25 protein-coding genes and 1 tRNA gene are annotated in these 25636 nt (G+C 66.3%); 7 read left to right on the forward strand and 19 right to left on the reverse strand.

Features of this window, described 5'->3' with window-relative positions:
- Positions 1-15: 15 nt before the first annotated feature.
- Both LJ754_RS11145 and LJ754_RS11150 read right to left on the reverse strand, forming a co-directional pair.
- Positions 16-1443 (reverse strand): mycothione reductase, encoded by a 1428-nt coding sequence (locus LJ754_RS11145; RefSeq protein WP_227926620.1) that lies wholly within the window; start codon positions 1441-1443, stop codon positions 16-18.
- Between the two features lie 46 nt (positions 1444-1489).
- Entirely contained in the window at positions 1490-4888 is a 3399-nt protein-coding gene (locus tag LJ754_RS11150; protein ID WP_227926621.1) for a pyruvate carboxylase, read from the reverse strand.
- 279 nt (positions 4889-5167) lie between these two features.
- On the opposite strand from LJ754_RS11150, the gene LJ754_RS11155 reads away from it, so the two are divergent.
- Complete coding sequence (locus tag LJ754_RS11155) at positions 5168-6007, forward strand: ParA family protein (protein WP_227910823.1); 840 nt, start codon at positions 5168-5170, stop codon at positions 6005-6007.
- Positions 6008-6125: 118 nt separating this feature from the next.
- On the opposite strand, the gene LJ754_RS11160 is transcribed toward LJ754_RS11155, so the two are convergent.
- The 4 genes from LJ754_RS11160 to LJ754_RS11175 all read right to left on the reverse strand — a co-directional run bounded on the left by LJ754_RS11160 (position 6126) and on the right by LJ754_RS11175 (position 8654).
- Entirely contained in the window at positions 6126-6707 is a 582-nt protein-coding gene (locus LJ754_RS11160) for a MerR family transcriptional regulator (protein WP_283996607.1), read from the reverse strand.
- Between the two features lie 192 nt (positions 6708-6899).
- Positions 6900-7394, reverse strand: coding sequence for a bifunctional nuclease family protein (locus tag LJ754_RS11165; RefSeq protein ID WP_227926622.1), 495 nt, complete (start codon positions 7392-7394; stop codon positions 6900-6902).
- A gap of 2 nt (positions 7395-7396) precedes the next feature.
- Positions 7397-8146, reverse strand: a complete 750-nt coding sequence (gene ftsR / locus LJ754_RS11170; RefSeq protein ID WP_227910821.1) for a transcriptional regulator FtsR — start codon at positions 8144-8146, stop codon at positions 7397-7399.
- Between the two features lie 19 nt (positions 8147-8165).
- Positions 8166-8654, reverse strand: a complete 489-nt coding sequence (locus LJ754_RS11175) for an FHA domain-containing protein (protein WP_227910820.1) — start codon at positions 8652-8654, stop codon at positions 8166-8168.
- Positions 8655-9109: 455 nt separating this feature from the next.
- Between LJ754_RS11175 and LJ754_RS11180 the strand changes: the two genes are divergently transcribed.
- The gene (locus tag LJ754_RS11180; RefSeq protein ID WP_227926623.1) at positions 9110-9658 is read left to right on the forward strand and encodes a hypothetical protein; all 549 of its coding nucleotides are present in this window, start codon (positions 9110-9112) and stop codon (positions 9656-9658) included.
- Positions 9659-9801: 143 nt separating this feature from the next.
- Here LJ754_RS11180 and LJ754_RS11185 read toward each other — a convergent pair whose 3' ends face one another.
- A complete protein-coding gene (locus LJ754_RS11185) occupies positions 9802-11301 on the reverse strand; it encodes a choice-of-anchor A family protein (RefSeq protein WP_227926624.1) in 1500 nt (499 codons plus the stop codon).
- Between the two features lie 88 nt (positions 11302-11389).
- On the reverse strand, positions 11390-11752 hold the full coding sequence (locus tag LJ754_RS11190) for a hypothetical protein (RefSeq protein WP_227910817.1): 363 nt from the start codon (positions 11750-11752) through the stop codon (positions 11390-11392).
- Between LJ754_RS11190 and LJ754_RS11195 the strand changes: the two genes are divergently transcribed.
- The 4 genes from LJ754_RS11195 to LJ754_RS11210 all read left to right on the forward strand — a co-directional run bounded on the left by LJ754_RS11195 (position 11751) and on the right by LJ754_RS11210 (position 13814).
- Positions 11751-11954 (forward strand): hypothetical protein, encoded by a 204-nt coding sequence (locus tag LJ754_RS11195; RefSeq protein WP_227926625.1) that lies wholly within the window; start codon positions 11751-11753, stop codon positions 11952-11954. The two genes, LJ754_RS11190 and LJ754_RS11195, sit on opposite strands and share 2 nt — an antisense overlap.
- A gap of 134 nt (positions 11955-12088) precedes the next feature.
- Positions 12089-12856, forward strand: a complete 768-nt coding sequence (locus tag LJ754_RS11200; RefSeq protein ID WP_227926626.1) for an SDR family NAD(P)-dependent oxidoreductase — start codon at positions 12089-12091, stop codon at positions 12854-12856.
- A gap of 48 nt (positions 12857-12904) precedes the next feature.
- A complete protein-coding gene (locus LJ754_RS11205; RefSeq protein ID WP_227926627.1) occupies positions 12905-13393 on the forward strand; it encodes a helix-turn-helix transcriptional regulator in 489 nt (162 codons plus the stop codon).
- A gap of 10 nt (positions 13394-13403) precedes the next feature.
- Entirely contained in the window at positions 13404-13814 is a 411-nt protein-coding gene (locus LJ754_RS11210; RefSeq protein WP_227926628.1) for a VOC family protein, read from the forward strand.
- A gap of 6 nt (positions 13815-13820) precedes the next feature.
- On the opposite strand, the gene LJ754_RS11215 is transcribed toward LJ754_RS11210, so the two are convergent.
- Positions 13821-14783 (reverse strand): PQQ-dependent sugar dehydrogenase, encoded by a 963-nt coding sequence (locus tag LJ754_RS11215; protein WP_331461523.1) that lies wholly within the window; start codon positions 14781-14783, stop codon positions 13821-13823.
- A 239-nt stretch (positions 14784-15022) separates the two neighbouring features.
- Here LJ754_RS11215 and LJ754_RS11220 point away from each other — a divergent pair, with 239 nt between their 5' ends.
- A complete protein-coding gene (locus LJ754_RS11220) occupies positions 15023-15574 on the forward strand; it encodes an alpha/beta fold hydrolase (RefSeq protein WP_227926630.1) in 552 nt (183 codons plus the stop codon).
- Positions 15575-15639: 65 nt separating this feature from the next.
- Here the strand turns inward: LJ754_RS11220 and LJ754_RS11225 are convergent.
- The 10 genes from LJ754_RS11225 to LJ754_RS11270 all read right to left on the reverse strand — a co-directional run bounded on the left by LJ754_RS11225 (position 15640) and on the right by LJ754_RS11270 (position 25515).
- Positions 15640-15713, reverse strand: a tRNA-Pro gene (locus LJ754_RS11225).
- A gap of 309 nt (positions 15714-16022) precedes the next feature.
- Positions 16023-17585 (reverse strand): ribosome biogenesis GTPase Der, encoded by a 1563-nt coding sequence (gene der, locus LJ754_RS11230; RefSeq protein WP_227910810.1) that lies wholly within the window; start codon positions 17583-17585, stop codon positions 16023-16025.
- Between the two features lie 171 nt (positions 17586-17756).
- The gene (gene cmk, locus LJ754_RS11235) at positions 17757-18458 is read right to left on the reverse strand and encodes a (d)CMP kinase (RefSeq protein WP_227910809.1); all 702 of its coding nucleotides are present in this window, start codon (positions 18456-18458) and stop codon (positions 17757-17759) included.
- The gene (locus LJ754_RS11240) at positions 18455-19564 is read right to left on the reverse strand and encodes a prephenate dehydrogenase (RefSeq protein WP_227926631.1); all 1110 of its coding nucleotides are present in this window, start codon (positions 19562-19564) and stop codon (positions 18455-18457) included. Before LJ754_RS11240 ends, cmk begins: the two co-directional genes overlap by 4 nt.
- Before the next feature lie 3 nt (positions 19565-19567).
- On the reverse strand, positions 19568-20779 hold the full coding sequence (locus LJ754_RS11245) for a pseudouridine synthase (protein ID WP_227926632.1): 1212 nt from the start codon (positions 20777-20779) through the stop codon (positions 19568-19570).
- Positions 20780-20804: 25 nt separating this feature from the next.
- On the reverse strand, positions 20805-21455 hold the full coding sequence (gene scpB / locus LJ754_RS11250) for an SMC-Scp complex subunit ScpB (protein ID WP_442860324.1): 651 nt from the start codon (positions 21453-21455) through the stop codon (positions 20805-20807).
- Positions 21452-22366, reverse strand: coding sequence for a segregation and condensation protein A (locus LJ754_RS11255; protein ID WP_442860325.1), 915 nt, complete (start codon positions 22364-22366; stop codon positions 21452-21454). The genes scpB and LJ754_RS11255 overlap by 4 nt, the downstream gene beginning before the upstream one ends.
- A complete protein-coding gene (locus LJ754_RS11260) occupies positions 22344-23237 on the reverse strand; it encodes a ParA family protein (RefSeq protein WP_227910806.1) in 894 nt (297 codons plus the stop codon). The genes LJ754_RS11255 and LJ754_RS11260 overlap by 23 nt, the downstream gene beginning before the upstream one ends.
- A 114-nt stretch (positions 23238-23351) precedes the next feature.
- Positions 23352-23939: a GNAT family N-acetyltransferase gene (locus LJ754_RS11265; RefSeq protein WP_227926633.1), complete on the reverse strand. Its 588-nt coding sequence runs from the start codon at positions 23937-23939 to the stop codon at positions 23352-23354.
- Between the two features lie 160 nt (positions 23940-24099).
- Complete coding sequence (locus tag LJ754_RS11270) at positions 24100-25515, reverse strand: cation:dicarboxylate symporter family transporter (RefSeq protein WP_227926634.1); 1416 nt, start codon at positions 25513-25515, stop codon at positions 24100-24102.
- Positions 25516-25636 lie beyond the last annotated feature (121 nt).

Consider the following 25636-nt stretch of genomic DNA (forward strand, 5'->3'; position numbering starts at 1 on the left):
CCGGGTAGGAACCCCTTAAAGGCGGTTCCTGCCCGGCTTTTCGTTTGTCTTGAGCGAGAGCAGCGCGTTCTCCACAACTTCGGTCAGGGCCGGGTGGATCCAGTACTGGCCGCGGGCCATGGTCGCTGCGTCCAGCCCGAATTCCATGGCCTGGACCAGCGGCTGGATCAGCATGGAGGCCTCGTGACCCATGATGTGCGCGCCCAGCAGCCGGCCGGTTTCCTTTTCAGCCAGGAGCTTGACGAAGCCGGTGGAGTCCTCCATGGCCCAGCCGTACGCCGTTGAGCCGTACTCCTGCACCGCCAGGGCGAGTTCCACTCCCCGGGCTTCGGTGTCGGCGCAGGCCTGCTCTTCGGTCATTCCCACGCTGGCGATCTGCGGGCTGCTGAAAACTGCCGCAGGGACGTACCGGTGGTCCATCTCCCGCAGGTCATCGGGGTGCACCAGGTTGTGGGCCACCACGCGGGCCTCATGGTTGGCTACGTGCTTGAGCTGGTAGGGGCTGCTTATATCGCCCAGGGCCCAAAGATCCGGCACCGGTTCTCCGCCGGACAGCACCCGGCCGAACCCGTCCACCGCGAGCCGTCCGTCCGGCGTGGCGTCGAAACCGGCCGCGGCTATGTCCAGCCGGTCGGTATTCGGCTTGCGCCCGGTAGCGGCCAGCACCAGGTCCACGTCCAGTTCCCGGGTGCCGCCCGGGCTGCTGAGCACGGCGTGTACGGAACCGTCGGCGTTTTCTTTCAGCGAATCCACGGTGGTGTTCAGCTGCAGGTCCCACTGCTTGGCTGCTTCTGCGGTAAAGCGCTCGGATAGGGTGCCGTCCAGGGAGCGCAGAAACGCCTCCGAGCGGACGGCCATGGTGACCCGGGACCCCAGTGCCGAGAAAACGAAACCGAATTCGGCCGCAATGTATCCCCCGCCGATGATCAGTACCCGGGCAGGCAGGTCATCAATGCGCATGACCGTGTCGGAGGTGTGCACCTGCGGCAGGTCCATGCCCGGGGTGTCCGGAAGTACCGGACGGGAACCGGCAGCCACAACGATCCGGTCAGCGGTGATCTTCTCCCCCGACTCGGTGACCAAGGCGTGCGGGGAGGTGAAGCGTACGTTCTCGCTGTACAGCGTGACGTTGTCCAGTTCCTCGTCCCGGTACCGCCGGCCGCCCTCGGAGATGGCATCGATGCGGGTAAAGATGCGGTCCCGGACCTCCCGCCAGCGGACCCCCTGCATGGACGTATCCACGCCCAGCCGGACGCCGTCGGCAGCGGCGGCCGCCAGCTGGGCGGGATATACGAACATCTTCGTGGGGATGCATCCGACGTTCAGGCACGTCCCCCCGAACGTGCCGCCGTCAATGACGGCCACCCGCTTGCCGTCCCAATCCGGGGTGATTATGGAGTTGCCGGAGCCTGAACCGATGATGGCTAGATCGTAGTGGGTCACTCCCCCAGTCTAGGCAGTCGGCACCGCCGGTACATTTCCGCGGACCTCACTTGGGTGCGATCACCAGCAGGAGGTCCCCGCCCTGGACCTGCTCCACGGTGGAGATGGCCACCCTCTCCACGGTGCCGGCGACAGGTGCCGTAATGGAGGCTTCCATCTTCATCGCCTCAATGGTGGCCACCGTTTCCCCGGCGGCCACTTCGGCGCCTTCCTTGGCCGTGACGGTGACGGCTCCGGCGAACGGAGCAGCGACGTGCCCGGGCTCGGCCGGGTCGGCACGCTCCGCCGTTTTGCTGGAGCTCTCGATGCTCCGGTCCCGGACCGAGACGGGCCGCATCTGCCCGTTGAGCGTGGTCATGACCGTACGCATGCCCTTCTCATCGGGTTCGGACACCGCGTCCAGGGCCGCAATCAGCTTTACGCCCTTCTCCAGCTCAATGACATGCTCCTCACCTCGGCGCAGCCCGTACAGGTAGTCCCGGGTTTCCAGCACGGAAACGTCGCCGTAGGTTTCCCGGACCGTGGCGAATTCCTTCGCCGGGCCTGCGAAGAGCAGCCGGTTCAGGGTTTCCTGCCGCGTGGCGGAATCCGCCTGCAGTCCGGCCTTGTCCACCTCCGTCAGCTCAACGCGGCGGGGCTTGACCTCGCGTCCCTGCAGCGCCTTGGTCCGGAAGGGCTCGGGCCAGCCTCCCGGCGGGTCGCCGAGTTCACCGCTGAGGAAGCCGATCACCGAATCCGGGATGTCGTAGTTCTGCGGGTTCTCCTCGAAGTCTTCCGGAGAGACATTGGAACCGACCAGCTGCAGGGCCAGGTCCCCCACGACCTTGGACGACGGCGTGACTTTCACCAGGCGGCCCAGGATCCGGTCTGCGGCGCTGTACATGTCTTCGATGGCTTCAAACCGCTCGCCAAGCCCCAGCGCGATGGCCTGCTGGCGGAGGTTCGAGAGCTGCCCGCCGGGAATCTCGTGCATGTAGACCCGCCCGGTGGGTCCGGCCAGGCCCGACTCGAACGGTGCGTAGACCCGGCGCACTGCCTCCCAGTAGGGCTCCAGCGCCCCTACGTTCGCCAAGCTGATACCGGTCTCACGTTCGGTGTTGGTCAGCGAGGCGACCAGTGAGGACATGGCCGGCTGGCTGGTGGTTCCGGCCAGCGGCGCGCTGGCAACATCGACGGCGTCCACGCCGGCTTCCGCCGCCGCCAGCAGCGTGGCGAGCTGTCCGCCGGCGGTGTCGTGGGTGTGCAGGTGCACGGGCAGGTCGAAACGCTCCCGCAGGGCTGACACCAGTTTCGCGGCAGCGGCCGGGCGGAGGAGCCCGGCCATGTCCTTGATGGCCAGAATGTGCGCGCCGGCGTCCACCATCCGCTGGGCCAGGTCCAGGTAGTAGTCCAGCGTGTAGAGCGTCTCATCAGGGTTGAGCATGTCTGCGGTGTAGCAAAGCGCCACCTCGGCCACGGCTGTTCCGGTCCTGCGGACGGCCTGGATGGCCGGTTCCATCTGTGAGACGTCATTGAGCGCGTCGAAGATCCGGAAAATGTCGACGCCGGTGGCTGCGGCCTCCTCCACGAAGGCATCCGAAACCTCCGTGGGGTACGGGGTGTAACCGACGGTATTGCGGCCGCGCAGCAGCATCTGGATGCATACGTTGGGCAGTGCGTGCCGCAGTGCGGCCAGCCGCTCCCAGGGGTCCTCGCCCAGGAAGCGGAGGGCGACGTCGTACGTGGCACCGCCCCAGGCCTCCACGGAGAGCAGCTCCGGTGTCAGTGCTGCCACTGCCGGTGCGGCGGCGACAAGGTCACGGGTCCGCACGCGGGTTGCCAGCAGCGACTGGTGTGCGTCGCGGAAGGTGGTGTCGGTGACGGCCAGCGCGGTTTGCCTGCGCAGCTCCGCGGCAAAACCCTCCGGGCCCAGCTCCTGCAGCCGCTGCCTGGAGCCCGGCCGAGCCTCCGGCAGCGGGGACGGGAGCTTCTCTGCCGGGTCGATGTGGACGGCTGCTTCGCCGTAGGGCTTGTTGACGGTAACGTCCGCCAGCCAATTAAGCAGTTTGGTGCCGCGGTCCGCGGAGCCGCGCGCGTTGAGCAGCTCGGGGCGTTCCTCGATGAAGGAGGTGGCAACGTCGCCGGCCACAAAATCAGGATCATCCAGCACGGCCTGGAGGAAGGAAATGTTGGTGGCCACCCCGCGGATCCGGAACTCGGCCAGCGCCCGGCGGGCACGGTTCACGGCAATCGGGTAGGTCCGGCCCCGGCAGGTCAGCTTCACCAGCATGGAGTCGAAGTGCGGACTGATCTCGGCACCTGCGTAGACCGTGCCGCCGTCGAGCCGCACTCCGGCGCCGCCGGCTGACCGGTACGCGGTGATCCGTCCAACGTCGGGACGGAAGCCGTTGGCCGGGTCTTCGGTGGTGATCCGGCACTGCAGTGCGGCACCGCGCACCTGCAGCTCGTCCTGTGCCAGGCCCAGGTCCGCCAGGCTCTCCCCCGCCGCGATCCTCAGCTGGGACTGGACAATGTCCACGTCGGTGATTTCCTCCGTGACGGTGTGCTCCACCTGCACGCGGGGATTCATCTCGATAAAGACGTGCTGGCCGGCCCGCTCACCCACGGTGTCCACCAGGAACTCGACGGTTCCGGCGTTGACGTATTTCAGTGCCTTGGCGAACTTCACCGCGTCGCGGTAAAGCGCCTGCCGGATGTTCTCGTCCAGGTTGGGCGCCGGGGCAATTTCCACCACCTTCTGGTGGCGGCGCTGCAGCGAGCAGTCCCGCTCGAACAGGTGCACAATATTGCCCTCGTTGTCCGCCAGGATCTGCACTTCAATGTGCCGGGGGCGCAGCACCGCCTGTTCCAGGAAGACGGTGGGATCACCGAATGCGGTCTCCGCCTCGCGCATGGCGGCCTGCAGCGCCTCCGGCAGCTTGTCCGCGGTATCCACGCGGCGCATTCCGCGGCCGCCTCCGCCCGCGACGGCCTTAACGAAAATGGGGAAGCCGATGTCCTCCGCCTCACCCAGCAGCTTCTCGACGTCGGCGCTGGGCTGGGTGGAGCGCAGGACCGGGATACCCGCTTCCCGGGCTGCGTTCAGGGCATGGACCTTATGGCCTGCCAGTTCCAGGATGTCGGCGGCGGGACCCACAAAGGTGATGCCGGCGTCGGCCGCGGCCCGGGCCAGCTGCGCGTTTTCCGACAGGAAGCCGTAACCGGGGTAGATAGCGTCGCAGCCGGACTCCTTGGCCACCCGGACGATTTCGTCCACATCCAGATACGCCCGGACCGGATGCCCCTCTTCACCGATCAGGTAGGCCTCGTCGGCCTTTTGCCGGTGAATGGAGTTGCGGTCCTCGTGCGGAAATACGGCTACGGTCTTGGCACCGAGTTCATAGGCCGCCCGGAAGGCACGGATGGCGATTTCGCCCCGGTTGGCTACCAATATCTTCGAGAACATGGGTCTCCTGCGTCTATTGCGGGCTGGGGCACCTGGACAGTACCGCCTGTATCGGATTCTACCTACGCTGTCGCGCCATCGGCAGAACGCACCGAAGCCCACCTGCGGGCGCAACTCCGGGAGAACAGCGCTGCCTGGACCGTGCCGGGGCTCACACTGTGGCACCAGTGTAAGCGCCACCCCTGCAAATCCCTGATGCGAGGGTAACCGTAGTCCGTCACATAGAATGAGTGTGCAGCCTCCAGTGATTCCTAGACACGTTAGGTTTTGGTTCAACAAGTGCAAGTAGTGAGCATCAGCAGCCTGAAGGGCGGCGTCGGCAAGACCTCCGTCACTCTGGGTCTGGCATCCGCCGCGCTGGCCGCGGGCATTCCGACCCTGGTCGTGGACCTGGACCCGCACGCTGATGCAACCACGGGCCTGGGCGTCAGTGCGGGAAACCAGCTGGGCATCGGCGAGATGCTGCGCAGTCCCCGCCGGGTCCAGTTCAGCGACAACGTGGTGCCCAGCGGCTGGGTGGAGAACGCCCGCCGCCTGGCCAAGGACACCGGCAAGCGCCCCGTGCTGGACGTTGCCATGGGCTCGGCTTATTCGGGCATCTACGACCGCCCGGATCTGGGCAAGCGGGATCTCCGCCGCCTGACCAACCTGCTCTCCCGGGTCACCGGCTACGGGCTGGTCCTCATCGACTGCCCGCCGTCCCTGAACGGGCTGACCCGCATGGCATGGACCGCCAGCAACCGGGTGCTGCTGGTTGCCGAACCCGGCCTGTTTTCCGTTGCCGGAACCGAGCGGACCATGCGTGCCCTTGAACTTTTCCGGGAGGAGTTCGCTCCCAACCTCGCTCCGGCGGGGATCATTGCCAACCGGGTCCGTCCCAGTTCCAATGAGCATGTTTTCCGGCTGGCTGAAATGAAGCAGATGTTCGGTGATCTGCTGCTGAGCCCCACCATTGCCGAGCAGGCCAACTGGCAGCAGATTCAGGGTGCAGCGCATTCCGTCCACCACTGGCCCGGTGAATCCGCCAAGCAGGCCTCCGGAACCTTTGATGCGTTGCTGAAGAACCTCATGGACACGGGCAGTGTGCGCAACCGCGTGATGCGGCGCCCGGTCGCGTAAACCAAGACAGCATCTGAGCATCCGCTGAGGATTCACCGTACAAATGCAGGAAGGCCACCCCGCGGGGTGGCCTTCCTGCATTTGTCATAGCGTTATTGCCGGCGCTGCCGGCAGGAGACTAGCTGATTTTGCGGGCGATCCGGCGCTGGCTCAGCTCGTCGCCGGGAAAGTCATTGACGTGTTCGCTCGGGAGCTGGGCCAGGCTGCCTTCAACCTCTCGCCACACGCGGCCGACTGCGATTCCGAAGACCCCCTGTCCGCCCTGCACCAGGTCAATGACCTCGTCTGCGGAGGTGCATTCGTACACACTGGCGCCGTCGCTCATCAGGGTGATCTGCGCCAGATCCTCCACGCCGCGCTCCCGCAGGTGTTCCACCGCGGTACGGATCTGTTGGAGCGATACCCCGGTGTCCAAAAGGCGCTTGACGACTTTCAGGACCAGGATGTCGCGGAAACTGTACAGCCGCTGGGTACCGGAGCCGGCCGCACCGCGTACGGCAGGTTCAACGAGCCCGGTCCGGGCCCAGTAATCCAGCTGGCGGTAGGTGATTCCGGCGGCCTTGCAGGCCGTGGGACCGCGGTAGCCGGCGTCTTCATCCAGCACAGGCAGGTCCTCCGTGAACAGCAAGCCCTGCGCACTCTGGGAAGGGATGCTCCCCGGTGCTGCGGCATGCTGGCCGGCATCGCCTTTCGGACTCACTTGTGCCTCCTAGTAACGGTTCCCCTGGGGGTCGGCACTGGCCGGAGCTGTCGGGGCTTTCTCAGTGTCCCCCGAGAACTCCCCCGGTGCAATGGGAACTCTATGTCTTCGACGTTAGAACTGACGGGCACCAAGGTCAAAGAGGCGGCGGAACTTTCCGCAGCGTGTCGGACCCGGGGACCGGAAAAGCGTCTAGCGCTCGAAGTCTTCAGGCTCGACGTCGGCCAGGAACTCGCGGAACTGCCGCATTTCCTGCTCGGCGTTGTCCTGCTCTTCCTCGCCGTCGTCGTCAGCGTCGGCAATGCGGACGCCTGCCTCGTCAAGGACCTGGTCGGCGCAGTAAATAGGGCAGGGGATGCGCAGGGCCACTGCGATGGCGTCAGAGGCACGTGAATTGACCGCTGTGCCGTCCTCGAAGACGATCTCGGCGTGGAAGACGGTGTCCTCCACCGAGATCAGCCGGACGAGGCTGACCTCGCGCTTGAGCGCGTGGACGAGGTTCACCAGCAGGTCATGGGTCATGGGGCGCGGCGGGACAATGCCCTGCTGCACAAAAGCGATTGCGCTGGCCTCGGGCGCCCCGATCCAGATGGGCAGGTGGCGTTCCCCGTTTATTTCCTTGAGCAGGACCAGCGGTTGGTTGGACGGCAGTTCAATCCGGACACCCACAACTTCGACTTCCTGCATGCTCAGGACTCCATCCGCGCGATCTGGCCGTGGACCAGCGCACTGTGCAGGCTCAGGCACAGGTCGCTGATTTCCCGTGCGGTTTCGGCAGCTCTGGCTTTGGACGCAACGTCGCGCCGGGACGCAACCGGAGCAACCACACGTTCCACCAGGCCCAGTTCACGATCCGCTGCGGCACGGAAAGGGCGCAGGTGCCGCGGCTCGATGCCATGGGCTTCAAGCTGGGCGCACGCCTTGGCCACTTTCAGCGCGTGCTCGTCGTAGTTCTCATCGGCCGGCCCGATCAGGCCGTAGCTGGCCAAACTCCGCACCAGGTCGGCGCTGGCTCCGGATTCCTGCACCAGTTCGTCAAACGTCAGTGTCCGCGCGTGTGCTCGGGCCGACAGCTCTCCGGCCAGCTGGTCGGAGACAACTCGCGGTGCCAAGGACATCCCGCCGGGGAGGGATTCGGGCCGTTCACCCCGGTCGATCGCATCAAGGTAATCCTTGATGACCTTCAGGGGCAGGTACTGGTCTCGCTGGAGGGCAAGCACGAAGCGGAGGCGCTCGACGTCGGCGGTGCTGTATTTCCGGTAGCCGGCCGCCGTACGCTGCGGCGTCACCAGACCCTTTTCCTCCAGGAAACGGATCTTGGACGCGCTGATGGCGGGGAAATCCCCGCTGAGCTCGCCGAGTACTTCACCGATGTTCAGCACCCTGCCGCGCAGCCGTTCGGGTCCGGTGCTGCGCCTGACGGACTGAGATGCTGACATGACTACTACCTTATCTGCCCTACGCCTGTGCCGGCGCCTGGTTTCCTGCAGATGCGGGCCGGGCAGCATAGAAAGTCAGGCGGAACTTGCCGATCTGCACTTCGCTGCCGGTGCGCAGCAGCACGCTGTCCACGCGGTCGTTGTTGACATAGGTGCCGTTCAGGCTCATGGCATCCACTACCCGGAATCCTTCCGCAGTGCGCCGGAACTCCACATGCTTGCGGGACACCGTCACGTCGTCCAGGAAAACGTCCGCGTTGGGGTGCCGTCCTGCAGTGGTGACGTCCTGGTCCAGCAGGAAACGCGCACCTGCGTTGGGGCCGGTGTGGGCAATCAGCAGGGCGGAGCCCGCCGGAAGGGCCGCGACCGCGGCGCGCTCGTCCGGGGTGAGCTTAGGCTCCACCGTGGTGGAGTCTGAGATTGGCGGAAGACTGATGGATGTGGTGTCTTCCGAGCTGGGTTCCCGTCGGTCGCCCGTTCGTTCGGCGCTGTACTGCTCGCCCGCCATGTGCAATTTCCTCCCCAAAAAGAAAACTGATCAGCCAGTTGTCCTGGCTGACCCGGTTCCGATGACTGTTTCTGCCTTACCTGCTGTATTAGCCTACCCGCTGCCGGCCTCCAACGGCACTGGTTGTTCAGGGGCGTCGAAACATGCTGTCGCGCCGGGTCCCTTCCACCTCCGTCTGAGCGGTCGGATGAGGCGCTGCGGCGGAGCACTGTGTCGCCGGACCGGCCATGCCCCCCCTCTCGCCCTCCGCAACGCGGGGCGGTTCCAACTGGCCGGCGGCCTGCCGGCGCCCCGTCAAGTACGGGGGCCGGCAGGGACCTTTGCTATGGGAAGGATGGACCGGCAGAGCGTTCTACTCCCGAACTCCGCGTCGGCGAACGAAGTAAAGCCCGGCCGCACCGGCTGTCAGCATTCCGCCTGCGGCCAGCAGGCTGAGCGACGTACCGGTTGTTCCGGTGTCGGCCAAGCCTGCCCGTTCGGGCTGCGATGAATCCACAGCACCCATGCACGGAGGCGTGACGGCCAGGACCCTGTCAACCGTCAAGCCCGTTACGGTCAAGGAGGGGTCAGTTGCCGTCGAACTCGGCTCGGGGTCCGTCATCGGCGGGCTCGGCTCCGAGGTAGTCATCGGCGGGCTGGGCTCCGAGGTAGTCATCGGCGGGCTGGGCTCCGTCGTCGTCGGGCTGGGCGAAGGCTCCGTGGGCGTCGGGATCGGCGCCGGGACTGTAGGCGTAGGCTCCGGGACGCCTGACGTGGGCACGGGATCCGGATCGGTTGGCGTTGGCGCCGGCTCTGTAGGGGCGGGCGCCAGCGAGGGGGAACACGTGGGTGTGGGTTCGGTAAGGGACATAAGTATGCCGTTTTCCAACGAAACGGCATTGCTGACCTGGGCCGAGGACGCCGGTTCAAGCGCGGCGGCGGACGGGGCGGTGGCCAGGGAGCCTGTCAGGGCGAACCCTGTCGCGAGGCTGCACATAGTAGTGACAATTAGGGCTCTTGAGTGACGTTTAGTGTGCATAGGCCAGAGGCTTGCACCTTGGTTTCCGCTCGACAACAGTAAATGCAGAAGTCCGCATGAGTTTCACGCTGACCCCACCCGCCACATAGGTAGTGCCTGCACCGATCCGTGCCTGGCGTGCGTTCCCGGCTATTCGCGCGATCCACGACCCCGGGCAAGATAGATTCCCGTGCCTCCTGCCAGCACGAGCGCTGCGGAAAGCCAGCGCAGAGCCGCAGGCCCGGTACCAGTGTTGGGTAGCTGGGGCCGCACAGTCTGGGCCGGTAGCGGGTTGGCGGCAGGCAGACAGGCCCGGGTAGTGGTCGGTTCCGGAGTAGGCGTGATTGTCGGAGTAGGCGTGATTGTCGGGGTCGGCGTGATTGTCGGAGTGGGAGTGGGCGTTGGGGTGGGAGTGGGCGTTGGGGTGGGAGTGGGCGTTGGGGTGGGAGTTGGGGTCGGCGGGCACGTCGTGGGGGTGGGCGTGGGCTCCGGAGTGGGAGTGGGAGTCGGAGTGGGAGTTGGCGTCGGAGTCGGAGTGGGAGTAGGTGTCGGATCTGCGCAGCTCAACGTGGTGGCGAACGCCTCACTGTGGATCTCGCGCGGTCCTGTCTCCCGCTCGTTCAAAGCCCCGTGGGTGAGCGAGCCCGCGATAATGTTTCCTTCAATGTTCTGGGTGGTGAGCCAAGCGACGTCCGCGTTCGGTGCATACAACGTTCCCTGCAGGGCGGCCCCTCCCGTGGCGGTAACACTGGTGGCGAAAGGGAAGTTCCACATGATATACGGTGCTTGGTCCCGGCCTATGCCGGCAAGGTTCGGGGTGGTTCCGTTGAACGAGGTCCCAGAGACATTGACCAGCAATGGTGTGGCCGCGGTGGGCTGGTTGGTGAAGGTAAGGACGTCCAGGGCGTCCAGTTCCTCGGCCGTGAGGTTCAGGACGTTGGTCTGGCCTTCCACGAGGGTGATGTAGGCGTTGGTCCCGGCAGCCACCGGACGGGGCAACGGATCGCCGTTGACGTTGCGCAGTGCCAAGGTCTCGGTGCAGGCCCCCATCTCCTGGGTGAGCGCCCGGTATTGGGTGAAAGCGCCGGGAATGTCGACAATGCCCTCGGTCGCGGCGACGGATGCGGGAGTCTGGCGGACCGTGCCATTGATCTGGGGCGTGGACGTGTACGGCTGACCGAACTCGGTCAACCGGTAATTCACTTGAGCGCCGTTCGGGTCCACGTCGTACGCCGTGTAGGTGCTCGTGTTCCCGACCTTCGTGGTGCCTTGGTTCACGCTGACGATTGACCCGTTGTCCGGCCAGGCGATTCCTCCCCCGACCCAAAGCGACACCGGAGCCGGATCACCGGGTGCAGTGGGTGTCTGGAGTACTTCCGAAATGGCGATGTTGTAGGAGGTGCTGAAGCTCAGGTTCCCTCCAGTTGCGATGGAACCTTCCGATTCATCTGCATTGATGGCCGTATTTCCTTCCACAAAAACGAGGAATCCTGAGTTCGCCGGGGCGGCGTCGTTGATCCGGACAGGATTGACCGGCGCCAGTGCCGCGGCCGCGGGAGCCGTGAACAGCGTTCCTGCCACTGCAAGCCCTGCCGCCAGGCTGCAGACGGAAGGTAGGACCAGGGCCTTACGGAGCTTCAAATTTTGCATGCACCGAGGCTTCCATCCCGCCTTTCACCCTGCAACCGAAACGGTGGTAATGGATGCTTCGGGACCCGGATCCAAAGAAAGCGGGCAGCTATGGCGCCTCCACTGTCTGCTGATGATGGATCAACTGAGGCCAACCCGCGTCGAGAAGGTAGCTGGACAGCATCACGGCCTGGTACTCGTCGGGGCCGCGGTTGCCTGTGAACCTGTACGCGATGCTTGCTGTGTCGGCCGTACCGAAATACCAGAACGGGTCGATATCGATTCGGTCCCAGGGAGCGGAGGCTTCAATGGCTGCAACGCATTCCCCCTTGTTGAGCACGGCACCTGGGACGATGACCAGAGCGTCCCGGTGCAGCAGGTCCTCATATGCCGGTGCACCTTCCAGGGCCAGCCGCCGTTCCAGACGGACAAGCTCCTCCCGTGCGAGCTCCGTTGGGATGTTGTCACTCATGTCCCTCCACCCACTCAACGAGTTGGACTATCAGACCGTTCGGATCCCGGTACTAGGCAAACCGCTCGCCCCAGGGTTCGGTTTCCGGAGGCGTGACGACATCTATGCCCCGTTGTACCAGCTGCTCATGGACTCCGTCCAAGCCCTCTACGACCAGCGCCTGCAGCAGGCCTTCCAGCAGCGATCCGCCGGTTTCCGGTGACAGGATAATGCGCCGGCGGCGGCACCGGAAGCGCGCTGCCCATTAACCTCCGCCGGGGCAATAGCGCGGCCACGGGTGACACCGGTGTTCCCGGCCTGCAAGGTTGCGGGATAGAGCTGACCGAAGGAGAAAACATGCCGGTTCAAGGATCAGTTGCAGTTGTCTACGGAGCCGCGGGCGCCATCGGCAGCGCGGTGGCTTCGGCCTTCGCCGCCCGGGGCGCCCGGCTCTTCCTGGCGGGCAGGACGGACGAGCACCTGTCCCGAGCCGCCGCGGGGCTTCGGGACCTCACCGCCGAGCCGGTGTCGACGCACGTGCTGGATGCCGCCGATCCTCTGGCGGTGGAGGACTTCACCCGGGAGGTAATCTCTTCAGCCGGACGGATCGACGTCGTGATCAACGCCGTCGGAATCCCGCTGGTGCAGGGAATCCCGCTGCTGGAGATGCCGCTGGCCGACCTCCTGGACCCGCTCACGGCCTGGCCGCGGACACAGTTCCTGACCGCGCGGGCAGCAGCCGGGCACATGGTCCGGCAGCAGGCGGGGACCATCCTGACCCTCTCCGCCTCGCCCGCCCGGATGTCGCTGGCGGGCGTGGGCGGATTCGCCGCGGCCTGCGCCGCCGTCGAGGCCCTGACGCGTACACTGGCGGCCGAGCTGGGCCCCTCAGGTGTACGCACTGTTTGCCTTCGGCCGCAGCGGATCGCCGAAACACTGGGCGACACACCCGATCTGCCGATGCCGGTGAGCGAATTCCGGACTTTTCTGGAATCCCTGACCAGCAGTAAAAGCCTGCCGACGCTCGACGACGTCGCCCGCGCGGCGGTTTTCCTGGCCGATGGCGGGGCCGAGGCCATGAACGGCGCCGTGCTGAACCTTAGCTGCGGCATGAGCCCGGATTAAGCGGCGGGCAACCGGGACACTGGTCCGGCGGTGCGCAAAAATAGCCGTATGGATTCGGAGGACACGGGTTCGGCAAGCACGGGGTCGGCAGGTGCAGCTTCGGCAGGCACCCGGTCCCGGCGACTGGAGAACATCACGCTGATCCGCCGCGTTCGGGACCGGATCGACCGGGAGTATGCCCGGCCCCTGAATGTGGAGGAGCTGGCGCGCGGGGTGTATCTGTCCGCGGGACACCTCAGCCGTGAGTTCCGCCGCATCTATGGCGAGTCGCCGTATTCCTACCTGATGACCCGGCGGATTGAGCGCGCCATGACCTTATTGAGGCGCGGGGACCTCAGCGTAACGGAGATCTGCTTTGCGGTGGGTTTCTCCTCGCTGGGCACCTTCAGCACCCGCTTCACCGAACTGGTGGGGGTACCGCCCAGCACCTACCGGCGCAGCCATGCTCCGGACGCGGCGGGCATTCCACCGTGCCAGGCGAAGCAGGTGACCAGGCCGGTCAGGAATCAAGAAGCGCACGCTGGCGCCCGCGCGTAGCCTTTCGAGCATGAACCTCAACATTCATTACACCTTCCTTCCACAGACCAACGCCGAAGCCGCTTTGGGCTTTTACCGCGATGTCCTCGGCTTCGAGGTGCGCAACGACGTCGGCTACGAGGACATGCGGTGGATCACCGTTGGCCCCGTGGACCAGCCGGAGACTTCCATCGTGCTGCAGCCGCCGGCTATCGATCCGGGGATTACCGACGCCGAGCGGCAGACCATCCTGGACCTCATCGCCAAGGGTGTGTATTCGTCCGTGACGCTGGCCACCGATGACCTCGACGGGTTGTTCGCGCGGCTGGAAGCGGCCGGGGCCGACGTCGTCCAGGAACCCATCGATCAGGACTACGGTGTGCGCGACTGCGCGTTCCGGGATCCGGCCGGAAACCTGATCCGGATCAACCAGATCGTTTAGCCGCCGTCACCCTTCCGGCTCCAGCCGGAGGACGCGGTCATCGTCCGGGCCTGGGCTTCCGCGGCCGTCAGTGTTGTTGGTGAGCACCCACAGGCTGCCGTCCGGTGCATTCACGACGTCGCGCAGCCGGCCGTACTCTCCGGCGAAGTACTCCGCGGAGCTGCCGGGGTCGCTGAGCGGAACCCGCCGCATGCGCTGGCCCCTCAGGTTCGCGATGTAGGCGTACCCGTTGGACACCGCCATCCCGCTGGGGCTCGCATCGTCCGGCGTCCACTGCTGCACCGGGTCAGTGAAACCGGCCTCGCCGGTGATGCCCTCTGCTTCAGGCCAGCCGTAGTTTTGGCCGGGAACAATCACGTTCAGCTCATCCCAGGTGTCCTGCCCGAATTCGGTCGCGTAGAGGACACCATTGGCGTCCCAGGCCATTCCCTGCGGATTGCGGTGCCCGTAGCTGTACACGAGCGAGCCGGGGAAGGGATTGTCCCCGGGCGCGGCGCCCTCGGGCGTCATCCGCAGGATCTTGCCCGAGACGGATTCCAGGTCCTGCGCGCTGCCGCGGTTTCCGGCGTCGCCCGTGGTGGCGTAGAGCATGCCGTCCGGGCCGAAGGCGATGCGTCCTCCGTTGTGGACTGGACCGGCGGGAATCCCGTCCAGTACCGTATCCGGCGGCCCCAGCTGCAGCGATCCGGCTGTTCCGACCAGTTCCCGCCGTTCAATCCGGTTCTCTTCCCCAGCGGTCAGGTAGGCGTAGAGGAACCCGTCCCGTACAGCAATCCCCAGCAAACCGCCCTCTCCCCTGCCTGCTGCATCGGCGACGGTTCCAACTTCGCGACTGGTGCCCTCGCCGTCGAGCTCCAGGATCCGGCTCGAGTCGCGTTCGCTGACGAGCGGGACGCCTTCAAAGAACACGATGGACCACGGGGCGTCGAGGCCGGTGGTGATGGTGTCCGGGGCGGCAGCTCCAGACATAACCGTGGCCGGTGCCGGCGTTGCCGGGAGCGGCGTTCGCTGTCCGGTTCCGCCCGTTCCTGAACAGGCCGTAACCCCGGCCAGAGTCAGCACTGCCACAGCCGCTGCAGTTTGCCTGCTCCGCATCCCTTGTCCGTTCTCATGCCTGTTCCAAATGCCCCGCGTCCCGGTCCTGCCCGGGACCCGTACCATATCCGCTGCTTTCGTTGGAAAATAGCGGTACGGGAATGGAGCACCATATGGAAATCCTCTTTATCCATGGTGCCGGCGGCTGGGAAGATGACCAGCCGATGGCCGAGGCACTGTACGAACTACTGGGAGTACCCGTGTCGGCGCCCCGCTTTCCGGACGAGGACATGTCCGCAGCGGCCTGGCGCAGCGAAATCGAACGGCAACGGGCGGCCCTCGGGCCGGAACTGGTGATCGTAGGACATTCATTTGGAGCGTCCATGGCCCTGCAGCACTTCTCGGGCAGCCGGCCGGGCAGCGGGCCGGGCAGCGGGCCGGGCGACCCTCCGCTGGGACTCGCCCTCCTGGCCATGCCGTTCTGGGGCGCAGAGGGCTGGCAGGCGGAGTACGCCCTGCCGCCCGAAGCAGAACTGCCGGCGGGCCTGCCGGTCTGGCTGCACCACTGCCGGGACGACGCCGTTGTGCCCTTCGGCCACCTCGGGCGCCACGCTGCCCGGCTTCCGCACGCCCGGGTCCGCGGCCATGCGTCGGGCGGGCACCAGTTCGAGGGCCGGATGGCGGCGGTGGCCGATGACCTGACGGCTCTGGGGCGGCAGCCCTGAGTCGGTGCATTTGGGCTTGTTAACGACAATAGCCTGACGAAACTTGCGTTTCATCAGGCTATCTGTCGGGTTGACAGGATTTGAACCTGCGACCCCTTGACCCCCAGTCAAGTGCGCTACCAAGCTGCGCCACAACCCGTTACCCGGCCGGTTTATTTCCGGCCGAACCAACTCGAATACTCTACATCATAGTTGGCAAAAGTCCCGAATCGGCACGTACCCTCCCGAACAAATCCCTCTGCGGCAGCCGGGCGGCCGGGAAATCCGCCTACTGTACAGCTCCTGCTGTCCGGAGGTCCCGAAGGCAGCGTCAGCTGTACAGGAGACGGCCCGGGAGCGGTTCGGCGCCGTCTCCAACGCGGCGAGGTGTCCTGCAGAACGCGAAACCCCGGCCCCGCTCGCCCAGAAGGGAAGCCGGACCGGGGCACAAGACGCCGGAACTGACGGTTTAGCGTTTGCTGTTCTTGCCGCGCTTCTCGCGCACCCGCATGGAAACCTCAATCGGCGTTCCTTCGAAGCCGAAGGTTTCGCGCAGGCGGCGGGTGATGAACCGGCGGTAGCCCGGGTCCAGGAAGCCGGTGGTGAACAGTACGAACTTCGGCGGGCGGGAGGACGCCTGCGTGCCGAAGAGGATGCGGGGCTGCTTGCCGCCGCGGACCGGGTGCGGGTGCGCGGCCACAAGCTCGCCCAGGAAGGCGTTGAGCTTGCCGGTCGGGATGCGCTTGTCCCAGTTTTCCAGGGCGGTGTCCAGGGCGGGCACCAGCTTGTCCTTGTGCCAGCCGGTCTTGGCCGAGATGTTCACGTGCGGGGCCCACTCCACGTGGGCGAGGTCGCGCTCGATTTCGGTCTTGAGGTAGCGGCGGCGGTCGTCGTCGAGCAGGTCCCACTTGTTGAAGGCGAGGACCAGTGCGCGGCCGGATTCGATCGCCAGCTGCAGGATGCGAACATCCTGCTCGCTGAGGACCTCGTCCACAGCCAGCAGCACGACGGCGACCTCGGCCTTTTCCAGCGCGGCCTGGGTACGCAGCGAAGCATAGAAATCCGCACCCTGGGCCATGTGCTGGCGGCGGCGGATGCCTGCGGTATCCACGAAGCGCCAGGTACGGCCGCCCAGTTCAACCATTTCGTCCACCGGGTCGCGGGTGGTGCCGGCGAGGTCGTCAACAACCACGCGCTCGGATCCGGCCAGCTTGTTCAGCAGTGAGGACTTGCCCACGTTCGGGCGGCCGATCAGGGCGATGCGGCGCGGACCGCCGGAGCGGTCCAGTCCGCCGTAGGCGGAGTACTCCGGCAGCACGTCTAGGACGGCGTCCAGCATGTCGCCGGTGCCGCGGCCGTGCAGGGCCGAAACCGGGTACGGCTCGCCGAAGCCCAGGCCCCAGAGGGACGAGGCGTCGGCTTCGTTCTGGATGTCGTCCACCTTGTTGGCGACGACGACGACGGGCTTGCCCTTGCCGCGCAGCATCCGCACCACGGCTTCATCCGTGGCGGTGATGCCTACTGTGGCATCAACCACCAGCATGACGGCGTCGGCGTGGTCGACGGCGATCTCGGCCTGGTCGGCCACGCGGGCGTGGATGCCGCGGGCGTCGTGTTCCCAGCCGCCGGTGTCCACAAGGGTGAAGTTCACGCCGTTCCAGGTGGCCGGGTAGGACACCCGGTCGCGGGTGACGCCGGGGGTATCCTCGACAACCGCTTCGCGGCGGCCCAGGATGCGGTTGACCAGGGTGGACTTGCCGACGTTCGGGCGGCCGACAATGGCCACCACGGGATCCTGGCGGAGGGGTGCGTCTTCGTCGAATTCGTCAAAGCCGCCGTCCAGCAGGGCAGCGTCTTCTTCGTCGAGCTCGTAGTCGTCCAGACCGGCGCGGAGGGAGCGGGCGCGAACCTCGGCCTCGTCGTCGTCGATGGCTGCGAGGCGCTCGTTGACCGAGTCGGTTCCTGCGGGGATGTACTCCTCCGCGGAGGCCCAATCACCGGCGGTGTCGTCGTTGAGAGGTTTTCCGTTCATAGAATTGCTTTCTTTCCGTTGAGGACTGCAGCACTGCGCGTACAGGCCGTCGCCGGACGTTCAGCCCGGTAAGTGTGCGGGAGGATCCGCGCGGCATTGCCGCGCCGGCCCTCCTCCCATTGAAACACGGGCAGGTGCCCGTGTTCGGTGCCGGAACCCCGGCGGGGGTGGTTAGTGGGTGCTGGCGTAGACGACGTCGAGCACCGCGGCAACGGTCTCTTCGAAGTCCAGGTCGGAGGAATCGATGGTGACGACGCCGTCGGCGGCCTGCTGGAATTCCACCACCGTGGAGTCCTTGGCGTCGCGGACCAGCACCTGTTCCTTCAGGGCGGCGGCGCTCTGCGTTCCGCCGAGCTGGATGCCGCGGCGGCGCAGACGGGCTTCTTCGCTGGCCGTGAGCAGGATGCGGACCTCGGCGTGCGGCGCCACCACCGTGGTGATGTCGCGGCCTTCGGCCACAATCCGCAGCCCCGAATCCCGGATCAGCTGCTGCTGCCGGCGGACCAGTTCGGCCCGGGCGCCAAGCGTCGTTGCCACGGCGCTGACCGAAGAGGAGACAGAGGGTTCCCGGATGGCGTCGGTGACGTCCCGGCCGCTGACCCGGACCCATTCCTCGTTCGGAGAAACGCTCAGGGCAATGTCGGCGCTTTCGGCAGCCGCTTCCACGGCCACCGAATCGGTCAGGTCGATTCCGGCTTCCATGCAGGAGAGGGTCACGGCGCGGTACATGGCGCCGGTGTCGAGGTAGGCAGCGTGCAGCCGGCGGGCCACCTCGCGGCTGATGCTGGACTTGCCGGAACCGGACGGCCCGTCAATGGCCACCACCAGCGGCTTGCCCTGCCGGAACTGGGCCGGATCAATCTTGGAACTCACTGCACTACCTTCCACCCGCGGGCGCTTAATTCAGAAACAAGGTCATTCATCCGGCCGGGCAGGACGGAAATCTCCGCCCGGCCCACCTGGCGTCCGGAGGCATGCTCCAGGCGCAGGTCTTCCAGGTTCACGCCGATCTCACCGATTTCGGTGAGCAGCCGGGCGATCTGCCCGGGCGTGTCATCCACCAGGACGGTGAAGGACACAAAGGACTGGGCCGGGCCGCCGTGCTTACCGGGAATGCGGGCCTGGCCCACGTTTCCCTCGGCAATCAGCTGGGCCATGTCCAGCCGGGCGCCGTCCGCCACCGGATCCTCCAGGGTCCGGATCAGCCGGTTCAGGTCCTCGCGGACCCCGTGCAGGATGGGCACCAGCCGGTCCGCATTGCCGCTGAGGATCTGCACCCACAGCCGCGGGTCGCTGGCCGCTATCCGGGTGACGTCCCGCAACCCGTTCCCGGCCAGGGCCAGGGACTGCGGCGGGGTTTCCTGCAGCCGGCTGGCCACCAGGGAGGCCATGACCTGCGGCAGATGAGAGGTCAGGGCCACCGACGCGTCGTGCTCCTCCGCGGACATCCGGGCCACCACGGCACCCAGGTCATATGCCAGGGCCTCCGCGCAGCGCAAAGTTTCCGGGGCCGCTTCCACCGGCGCACAAATCACCCACGGCATGCCGTTGAACAGCTCCGCACGCGCAGCAACCGGCCCGGATTTCTCCCGGCCCGCCATCGGGTGTGTGCCCACGTACCGGGACAGGTCGGCGTCGTAGCCGCGCAGGTCCGCCAGCACTGCCGACTTGACGCTGGCAATGTCGACGACGACGGCGTCCGGCCAGTCCTTGAGCGCGGCCGCCGCGAGGGACGCGGTGACGTCCGGCGGTGCGGCAACCACCACCAGCGAAGGCGCAAAGCCTTCGCCCACGGTACCGAGCAGCCGGCCGGCGCCGATGTCGCGGGCCACCGCCTCTGTGGAGGGAGAGATGTCCGAGAGCACCACATCCACGCCGCGGGCGGAGAGCCCGAGGCCGATGCTGGTGCCCAGCAGTCCCGTGCCGATGATCAGCACGGATCCGGACAGGTGGGTACCCCCGTCAGCGGCAGCGGCCATGGCCTACAGTCCTACGGAAGCGAGGAGGTGTCCCACCTCGGTGCGGCCAAGGACGCGGATGCTGCCCTGGCGCTGGTCACCCAGGCTGATCGGGCCGATCTTGGTGCGGACCAGGCGCTCCACCGGGTGCCCGACGGCGTCGAACAGGCGGCGGACAATACGGTTGCGGCCTGAGTGCAGGACGACCTCCACCAGGATGTGCCCGGGGGTGGAGTCCACCAGCTTGAAGGAGTCGACCTTCTGGAAGCCGTCTTCCAGCTCAATGCCCTCGCGCAGCTGCGCGCCGACGCCCTGGCCCATGGGTCCGCGGACCTGGACCAGGTAGGTCTTGGGCACTTCGAAGGAGGGGTGGGTGAGCCGGTTGGTCAGCTCGCCGTCGTTGGTCAGCAGCAGCAGGCCCTCAGTCTCGTTGTCGAGGCGTCCCACGTGGAACAGGCGTTCGTGCTTGCTGGAGGGCTTGAGGTAGTCGCTGATGCACGGACGGCCTTCGGGGTCCTCCATGGTGGAGATAACGCCGCGCGGCTTGTTGAACACGTAGTACTTCTGGGTTTCGTCCAGCTGCAGGCGCATGCCGTCAACGTGGATAGCGACGGTGGCCGGGTCAACGCGGACACCGAGCTCGGTGACAACCTCGCCGTCAACCTCCACGCGGCCTTCGGCGATCATTTCCTCGCACACGCGGCGGGAGGCGACGCCGGCACTGGCCATGACCTTCTGCAGGCGGACGCCCTCGGGGTTGTGGTGCTCGGAGATGACCGGCGCGGCAGGGCGGCGGGTGGTGGAACGGCGGACCGGTCCCAGGTTCTGGCCGAAGCGTTCGTTGCGGAAGGCACGGTCCCCGCTCTTGCGCTGGCCGGCCTGCGGGCCGCCGAACTTTCCGGCACCGGTTTGGCCGGCACCGGGGCGGGCGCCGCCGGACTTGGGCGCACCCGTGCGGGGGGCGGACTTGGCGGAACTGTCGCCGAAGGCCTTCACGGCGTCGGACTTGAATTTCTCCGGACGGACCTCGGGGGCGGGGCGGTAGCCGTTGGCGCGGTCTTCGCCGGGCTTCAGGCCGGAGCCGGAGCGGGGTCCGCCGGTACGGGAGGAGCCGGGCTTCGAGCCGCGGCCGCCGCCCTTGCCGCCGAAGGTCTTGCCGCCGGCGGGGCCACCGGCACTGCGTCCGCCGCCGCGGGGGGTGTTGCGGCCGGATCCGGAACGGGGTGCTGGGGTCATGAGTAAGTCCTTTGGGGTCTAGCGGTTAGTAAGTAGTGTCTTCAAATTCGGCCAGGTTTTCCAGCCCGGGCAGGTGCGGTGCAATCTGCGGAAGTTCGTCGAGGCTCCCCAAGCCAAGCCGTTCCAAAAAGTACGGCGTTGTCCGGTACAGCAGCGAACCCGTAATAGCTTCGGTGCCGGCGTCGACGATCAATCCACGCTGAACCAGCGTGCGGACCACCGAATCGACGTTTACTCCCCGGATCGCTGAGACCCGGGCCCGGGAGACGGGCTGCCGATAGGCAATCACCGCCAATGTTTCCAGTGCGGCCTGCGACAGCCGTGCACTCTGGCCTTCCAGTACAAACTTCGACACAACGGGCGCAAAGTCAGCGCGGGAAAAAATCCGCCATCCGCCTGCTACGTCGCGGAGTTCAAAACCACGCGGTGCGCCCTCGGGTCCATCCCCAGTATAGCCGTCATACTCACGCTGCAGTTCCGTCAGGGCCGCGAGCACCTCAGGCTCGGGAACTCCGATCACTGCGGCCAGCTCCGCCGGCGCGGCGGGTTCGTCCACAACCATCAGCACCGCTTCGACTGCGGCCTTGACTCCGCCGGGCATGCCGGCGATGTCCGGGATGCCGGTTTCGGGCCCGGCACCGTTGACACGCCACGTGTCCTGGTTGGCAGTCGTCATGCCTGCGCTCCTTCTGTATCTGCGGCGGCGCCCGGTCCTGGGCCGTCATATTCGTCCGTTATGTCCCGGGCCGAGGGGTCGCCGCCGGTCCAGGTGATGCGCAGCTCACCCAGAGGTGCCTGCTGTTCGAAACTCACTGTGCCGTCCCGGAACATTTCCAGCAGCGCCAGGAAACGCGCCACCGCCACCGGACCGTCGGCGTCGGACACCAGCGCAGCGAATGTGGCGGCGCCTTCGGCGAACAGCCGGCCGGCAATGATGCCGCCCTGCTCCCGGACGCTCGTCTTGGGGGCGTGCAGGTGCTCCAGGCCCACAGTGGGCGGTTGTTCGTCCCGGGGCTGCAGGGCACGCTCGGCCAGGTCGGCGAACTGCCGGGGCGTGGTGCGCCAGATTAATTCCGGGAGCATGGCGGCAAAGTGCGGGTCCAGGGAGACCTGCCGCGGGAAGCGCCGGGCCTCCTCCTGAAGCCGCTCCCCCATCCGGGAGGCCATCTCCTTAAACGCCTTGTACTGCAGCAGGCGTGCAAAGAGCAGGTCGCGGGCTTCCAGCAGCGCCACGTCCTCTTCGTCTTCGACGTCGCCTGCCGGCAGCAGGCGTGCGGCCTTTAGGTCCAGGAGGGTGGCGGCAATAACCAGGAATTCGCTGGCCTCGTCCAGTGCCACTTCCGGCCCGGTTCCGAAGAGCTCGCGGATGTAGCCCAGGAACTCGTCGGTGACGGCCGCCAGGGCAATCTCGGTGATGTCCAGTTCGTGCTTGGAGATCAGTCCCAGCAGGACGTCGAAGGGTCCGGTGAAGTTTGCCAGCCGTACTTCGAAGCCGCCGCGTTCCGGGGAGACCTCGGCGGCCTTTGCTGCGCCCGCTTTGGCAGCCGCCGCGCCGCGCGCCGGCTTAGGGCGCGCCGCCGCGGGCAATCAGTTCCTTGGCCAGGCGCCGGTAGGAGTCGGCCCCGGGGTGGTTCCCGGCGTAGGTGGTGATCGGCTCGGCGGCCACGGTGGCATCGGCGAACTTGATGGTCCGCTTGATGACCGTTTCGAAGACCTTGTCGCCGAAGGCTTCCACCAGGCGGGAAATGACTTCGCGGCTGTGCAGTGTGCGGGCGTCGTACATGGTGGCCAGCACGCCGTCCACCTGCAGGCCCGGGTTAAGCCGGTCCTGCACCTTCTCGATGGTCTCCACCAGCAGCGCTACGGCGCGCAGTGCGAAGAATTCGCAGATCAGCGGGATGATCACGCCGTGCGCGGCGGTCAGCGCGTTGACCGTCAGCAGGCCCAGGGAGGGCTGGCAGTCGATGAGGATGACGTCGTAGTCGTCCGAGACCCGGCGCAGCGCGCGTTCGAGCACCTGCTCGCGGGCTACCTCGTTCACCAGCTGGACTTCGGCAGCGGAGAGGTCGATGTTGGCCGGCAGCAGGTGGATGTTCTCGATGGAGGTCTCGTGGATGGCCTCGCGGATGTCCACCTTGCGGTCCATCAGCACGTTGTAGACCGTCAGGTCCAGCTCGTGCGGGTTGGCGCCCAGGCCTGCGGACAGGGCTCCCTGCGGGTCAAAGTCCACCAGCAGCACGCGGCGGCCGGCTTCAGCCAGGGCAGCACCGAGGTTGATGGTGGAGGTGGTCTTGCCGACCCCGCCCTTCTGGTTCACCATGGCAATGATCCGGGCAGGGCCGTGCGAGGTGAGGACGGGAGGTTCGGGGAATTCAGTCAGGGGACGTCCCGTGGGGCCCATGGTCGAGTCGGTTGCGGTTGCGTCCTGCAGAGTCGATGAACTCTGATCGATGCTCACGTATTAATCCACGCTTCCGTATCTAGCTGTCCTGCGGGCTGTCTGTGTCAAGGTTACAGCCGGGCCGCAGGCTTACCGTGAATCAGTGCGCGGAACACCGGCGAGCCTTGACGCTCAAGTAGAACTCGAACCTTGCGGATTCACGGCGGCGTGGAGGTGCATGTCATGCCACCCGTCTAAGTGCCTCAGGGCGCTGCGTTTGGTTCCCTCCAGGGCAAATCCGGTTTTGCCGGCCACCCTGCACGACGCCGCGTTTTGCACGGAGTGGGACAGCTGGAGCCGCTTCAGCCCGACGACGTCGAAACTCCAGCTGCGCAGGGCCGCCACAGAGCGGGAAGCCACACCTTGCCTCCGCGCAGTTTCCAGCACCCAGTAGCCAAGCTCCCCCTCCCCCTCATACAGGTTCAGCCGGCTCAGCGCCGCACGCCCCACCACCTGCCCGCCACGGGTGCAGACGGCCCAGTTTGCGCCGGTCTCGGCCTGCCAGCGGGCGGACCAGCCGAGGATCCATGCGATCGCTTCTTCTTCGGTATCCATGCTGCGGCGGTTGTAGCGGGCTATCGCCGGTTGCTTGTAGGCCTCAACCAGGACGGCGGCGTCGTCTTCGATCCAGGGCCGCAGCACCAGTCCGTCGGCGGTTAGAACCGGCTGCACCGACGAGTTCAGTGATCCCCGCCGCAGATAAGGACCTAGTGCACCCACCGGGGCCCGCCTTTCGTTTAGTGCCGGCCAGTGCCGGAAGTGGAGAAGCCGGGCACCATTATGCCCGCCCGCAGCTTTTGGCAGGCAAAGCTCACCGGACGCAAAAACGCGCCCCGCCCCGGGGAACCGGGACAGGGCGCGTTCGCTGCGTGGTGAGGCGCTAGTGGCGCGGCCCGGGCGCTGCCGTGCTTCCGGCGGGGCCGGGAACCGTCTGGGCCAGTTCCGCGGACCCGGCCGTCTGCAGCGGCTCGTCGGTGCCCGCATCCACGTTCATGCTGGCCTCGTCGAAGGGACGTTCGCGGTTCAGTACCGCGGTGACCTGTCCCTTGTCGATTTCCTTGGTCCAGGTGCCGATCAGCACGGTGGCGACGGCGTTGCCGGTGAAGTTGGTCAGCGCGCGGGCTTCGGACATAAAGCGGTCGATGCCCACAATCAGGCCGACGCCGTCGATCAGGTCGGGGCGGTGCGACTGCAGGCCGCCGGCCAGGGTTGCCAGGCCGGCACCGGTGACGCCGGCTGCACCCTTGGAGGCGATGATCATAAAGACCAGCAGGGAGATCTGCTCGCCCAGTTCCAGCGGCTTGCCCATGGCCGAGGCCACGAACAGGGAGGCCATGGTCAGGTAGATGGCCGTGCCGTCCAGGTTGAAGGAATAGCCGGTGGGTACGGTCACGCCGACCACGGGCTTGGACACGCCCAGGTGCTCCATCTTGGCGATCAGCCGGGGCAGGGCCACTTCCGAGGAAGACGTGGAGAAGATCAGCAGGTATTCGCGGCCCAGGTAACGCATGAGCTTGAAGATGCTGAAGCCGGTGACCAGTTTCAGGATGCTGCCCAGCACCACCACGATGAACAGGATGCAGGTGAGGTAGAAGGCGATCATCAGGGTGGCCATGCTGACGATGGCCTGGATGCCGGTTTCGCCGACGACGGCGGCAATGGCACCGAAGGCGCCCACCGGGGCCAGCCACATGATCATCATCAGGATGCGGAAGACCAGCACCTGGATGTAGCCGATGCCTTTGAGGACCGGGGCGCCGGCGGGGCCCATCTTCTGCAGGGCAAAGCCGACCAGCAGGGCCACGAACAGGGTCTGCAGGATGCTCTCACCGGTAAGGGAAGCCAGCAGGGTGGTGGGGACAATGCTCAGCAGGAACCCCGTCATCCCCGCTTCGTCCTCAGCGGGGGCCGGCGCTGCCGCACCGGAGGCCTGCAGGTCCAGTCCCTCGCCGGGGTGGATGAAGTTGCCCACCACCAAGCCGATGGCCAGGGCGAAGGTGGACATGATGATGAAGTAGCCCAGCGCCAGCCCGCCGACCTTGCCGACCGTGGCTGCTTTGGCGATTGACCCGATGCCTAGGACAATGGTGCAGAAGATGACCGGCGCGATCATCATCTTGATCAGGTTGATGAACCCGGTGCCGAGCGGCTTCAGGGACTTGGCGAACTCAGGAGCCACCAGTCCGATGACGGCGCCAAGCACTACCGCCGCTATGACGGCAATGTAGAGGAAATGGGTTCGGTCCGGCCGGCGGCTCTTCTGTGAACCGGCGTACGGATTAGTGGCAGCTGCCATGGCGGTACTCCTTGGTGCGTGGGGTCGGCTTCCATCTTCTTGTGTTGTGTGATCACAGTCACCCTTGTGTTCATACTGTTCGCGGCAATGTACCTACCCCCGGAAAATGCACCAGCGAAAC

Origin of the sequence: Arthrobacter sp. zg-Y40 (genome assembly GCF_020731535.1) — a bacterium.
Classification (GTDB): domain Bacteria; phylum Actinomycetota; class Actinomycetes; order Actinomycetales; family Micrococcaceae; genus Arthrobacter_B.

Coding starts and splice junctions, on each gene's coding strand:
- LJ754_RS11270 (WP_227926634.1), bottom strand. CDS start 25,515: ATGGCAGCTGCCACTAATCCGTACGCCGGTTCACAGAAGAGCCGCCGG.
- LJ754_RS11210 (WP_227926628.1), top strand. CDS start 13,404: ATGAACCTCAACATTCATTACACCTTCCTTCCACAGACCAACGCCGAA.
- LJ754_RS11215 (WP_331461523.1), bottom strand. CDS start 14,783: ATGTCTGGAGCTGCCGCCCCGGACACCATCACCACCGGCCTCGACGCC.
- LJ754_RS11165 (WP_227926622.1), bottom strand. CDS start 7,394: ATGCAGGAAGTCGAAGTTGTGGGTGTCCGGATTGAACTGCCGTCCAAC.
- LJ754_RS11220 (WP_227926630.1), top strand. CDS start 15,023: ATGGAAATCCTCTTTATCCATGGTGCCGGCGGCTGGGAAGATGACCAG.
- ftsR (WP_227910821.1), bottom strand. CDS start 8,146: ATGTCAGCATCTCAGTCCGTCAGGCGCAGCACCGGACCCGAACGGCTG.
- LJ754_RS11245 (WP_227926632.1), bottom strand. CDS start 20,779: ATGACCCCAGCACCCCGTTCCGGATCCGGCCGCAACACCCCCCGCGGC.
- LJ754_RS11205 (WP_227926627.1), top strand. CDS start 12,905: ATGGATTCGGAGGACACGGGTTCGGCAAGCACGGGGTCGGCAGGTGCA.
- LJ754_RS11185 (WP_227926624.1), bottom strand. CDS start 11,301: ATGCAAAATTTGAAGCTCCGTAAGGCCCTGGTCCTACCTTCCGTCTGC.
- LJ754_RS11190 (WP_227910817.1), bottom strand. CDS start 11,752: ATGAGTGACAACATCCCAACGGAGCTCGCACGGGAGGAGCTTGTCCGT.
- LJ754_RS11195 (WP_227926625.1), top strand. CDS start 11,751: ATGTCCCTCCACCCACTCAACGAGTTGGACTATCAGACCGTTCGGATC.
- LJ754_RS11150 (WP_227926621.1), bottom strand. CDS start 4,888: ATGTTCTCGAAGATATTGGTAGCCAACCGGGGCGAAATCGCCATCCGT.
- scpB (WP_442860324.1), bottom strand. CDS start 21,455: ATGACGACTGCCAACCAGGACACGTGGCGTGTCAACGGTGCCGGGCCC.
- LJ754_RS11240 (WP_227926631.1), bottom strand. CDS start 19,564: ATGGCCGCTGCCGCTGACGGGGGTACCCACCTGTCCGGATCCGTGCTG.
- der (WP_227910810.1), bottom strand. CDS start 17,585: ATGAACGGAAAACCTCTCAACGACGACACCGCCGGTGATTGGGCCTCC.
- LJ754_RS11175 (WP_227910820.1), bottom strand. CDS start 8,654: ATGGCGGGCGAGCAGTACAGCGCCGAACGAACGGGCGACCGACGGGAA.
- LJ754_RS11200 (WP_227926626.1), top strand. CDS start 12,089: ATGCCGGTTCAAGGATCAGTTGCAGTTGTCTACGGAGCCGCGGGCGCC.